This window comes from Marinimicrobium sp. UBA4509 (assembly GCF_002388575.1).
GTDB classification, from domain to species: domain Bacteria; phylum Pseudomonadota; class Gammaproteobacteria; order Pseudomonadales; family Cellvibrionaceae; genus Marinimicrobium; species Marinimicrobium koreense.
In genome coordinates this window covers 724-3,082 of sequence record NZ_DGMV01000057.1, presented here as the reverse complement: position 1 = coordinate 3,082, position 2,359 = coordinate 724, and the positions used below count along the sequence as shown (strand labels likewise).

The 2,359-nt window shown below is 61.3% G+C and carries 1 protein-coding gene and 1 pseudogene; both read right to left on the bottom strand.

The window, feature by feature from the left end:
* Positions 1-665 (bottom strand): annotated as a pseudogene (locus tag B3520_RS11015) (flagellar biosynthesis protein FlhF); the annotation flags it as partial.
* An 81-nt stretch (positions 666-746) separates the two neighbouring features.
* The coding region (locus tag B3520_RS11010; RefSeq protein ID WP_286876045.1) for a flagellar biosynthesis protein FlhA at positions 747-2,359 on the bottom strand (1,613 nt) is incomplete at its 5' end.

Genomic DNA, 2,359 nt, shown 5'->3' with positions numbered 1-2,359 from the left:
CCCATCCGCTCCAGGCGCCGGCCAATGCTCGCCAGGCCCGGTGCGCGAGCCGCCGGCTTCGGGCCGAGCATCTGTGAGAGCTGCTCTTCGAGCAGATAGCGCATTTCAGCCAATTCCGCCTGCAGGCTATCCAACCGCGGATCGGTGGTTTCCGTGCCCGCCGTACTCACCGGACCCGCGGGCGGCTCATCGTCCCGCAGCGGGTAACGCTCGGCGGCACTGACAAAGCCGGCCGCCCGAGACGTATTCCGTTCAGGCTTGCTCACGCTGACCGGGTCCCGGTCAGTCCCGGCGGATTCAAGCAGAGAGCGCTCCACCCGAATACCCGCATTGACGCGCTGATTCGGTTGAAGAAACTCGCGCGCCGAAGCATCCAGCTCGCGCTGAGCCAGTTGCCGCTGGCGGGCACGCTCGATCGCATCGGCCCGCTGCTGCCCGGTTTCCGACGCGGGTCCGGTCGAGAGTGGCTCGCCTGATTCGGCATTTGCAGCCGGCACAGACCTCTCGGCCGCCTCCGGGAGGGACACCGAGGCCTGAGTGGTCAACAGCTCCACCCCGTCTTTCGTGCGGTTGCTGGAGAGGATGACCGCATCGGGACCCAACTCCTGACGAACCATTTCCAGGGCGCGTCGCATATCCGCCGCGAGAAATCGTTTGACCTGCATCGTTGTACTCCTCGTCAAAAAACGGGCCTGTTAGTTGTTGGACTCGGGCCAGAATCATCAGGGCCCTGAGTCTTGTCCGGGTTACCGGTTGTTGGTCTGACCGGCGCCCACCGTGGCATCAATGGAAATCTGCTTGTTTTCCGGCACTTCGGTGTAGGCCAGAACGTTCATATCCGGCACGCTGTTGCGCGCGAACCGGGCCAGCATATTGCGCAGCGGCGCGGCGACCAGCAGGATCAGCGGTTTACCGGCCACTTCCTGCTTCTGAGCCACCTCCATGAGCGAGCGCTGCAGTCGCTCCGCCAGGCTCGGCTCAATAAAGGCACTGTCGTCCGCGCCAGATTTTTGTGCCTGCTGAAGGGTGTTTAGCAACAACTGTTCCAACTCTGGCTCCAGGGTGATAACCGGCAGCTCCGGCTCTGAACCCACGATGTTCTGGACGATCTGGCGCGAGAGTGCGACCCGGGCGACATTGGTCAAAGCGGCGGGATCTTGACTCTTGCTGCCATTGGCCGCCAATGCTTCGGCAATCGAGCGCATATCCCGGATCGGCACCCGCTCGCGCAGCAGGTTCTGTAGCACCTTGAGCAGCACATTCAGGCTGATGGTGTTGGGGACCAATTCCTCAACCAGCTTGGGCGAGTTTTTCGCCAGCATATCCAGCAGCTTTTGCACATCTTCATGACCGAGTAGCTCCCAGGTATGTTTCTGCAGAATCTGATTCAGGTGGGTGGCGACGACGGTACTGGCATCCACGACGGTGTACCCCAGGGTCTGGGCCTTCTCTTTCTGACTGGCATCAATCCAGACGGCGTCCAGCCCAAAAGCCGGATCCTTGGTTTTGGTGCCGTCGAGCTCGCCAAAAACCTGACCGGGGTTGATCGCCATTTCCCGATCCGGATAGACCTCGGCTTCGGCCAGAGAAACGCCCATCAGGCTGATCCGGTATTTGTTCGGCAGCAGATCCAGGTTGTCCCGAATGTGTACCGAGGGAATCAGAAAACCCATTTCCTGGGAGAGTTTGCGACGCACCCCCTTGATCCGACCGAGCAGCTCGCCGCCCTGCCCCCGATCCACCAATGGGATCAGGCGGTAGCCCACCTCCAGCCCGATAATATCGACAGGCTGCACATCATCCCAGTCCAGCTCCGCCGATTCTTTGGCGGGCGGCAGAGAAGCCTGTCCGGGGTTTGGCGCCGACGGCGTGACGGTCGGCCCGCCACCACCGCCACCGGAAGGACCTCCACCGCCGGGTCGATAGTCATCTTCTTCTACCGCCTCGGGCTGCTGACTGCGCCAGTGAATAAAGTAGGCCAGGCCACCACAGAGAAGGCCCAGGCCGAGAAACGCCACATGAGGCATACCGGGAATAGAGCCCATGAGCAGCAGAACGCCTGAGGCAATAGCCAGCGCTTTTGGGGTCGCGAACATCTGCCCCATGATTTGCTCACGCATGTCCTCGGAGCTGTTGACCCGGGTCACCAAAATCGCCGCCGAGGTCGACAGCAGCAGCGAGGGAATCTGGGCAACCAGACCATCACCAATGGTCAACAGAATGTAATTCTCCAGCGCCGTCGAGAAATCCAACCCGTGCTGAATCATCCCGATGCCGAGCCCGCCAATAATGTTGATCACCAGAATCAGAATGCCGGCGATGGCATCGCCGCGCACGAACTTGCTGGCACCGTCCATGG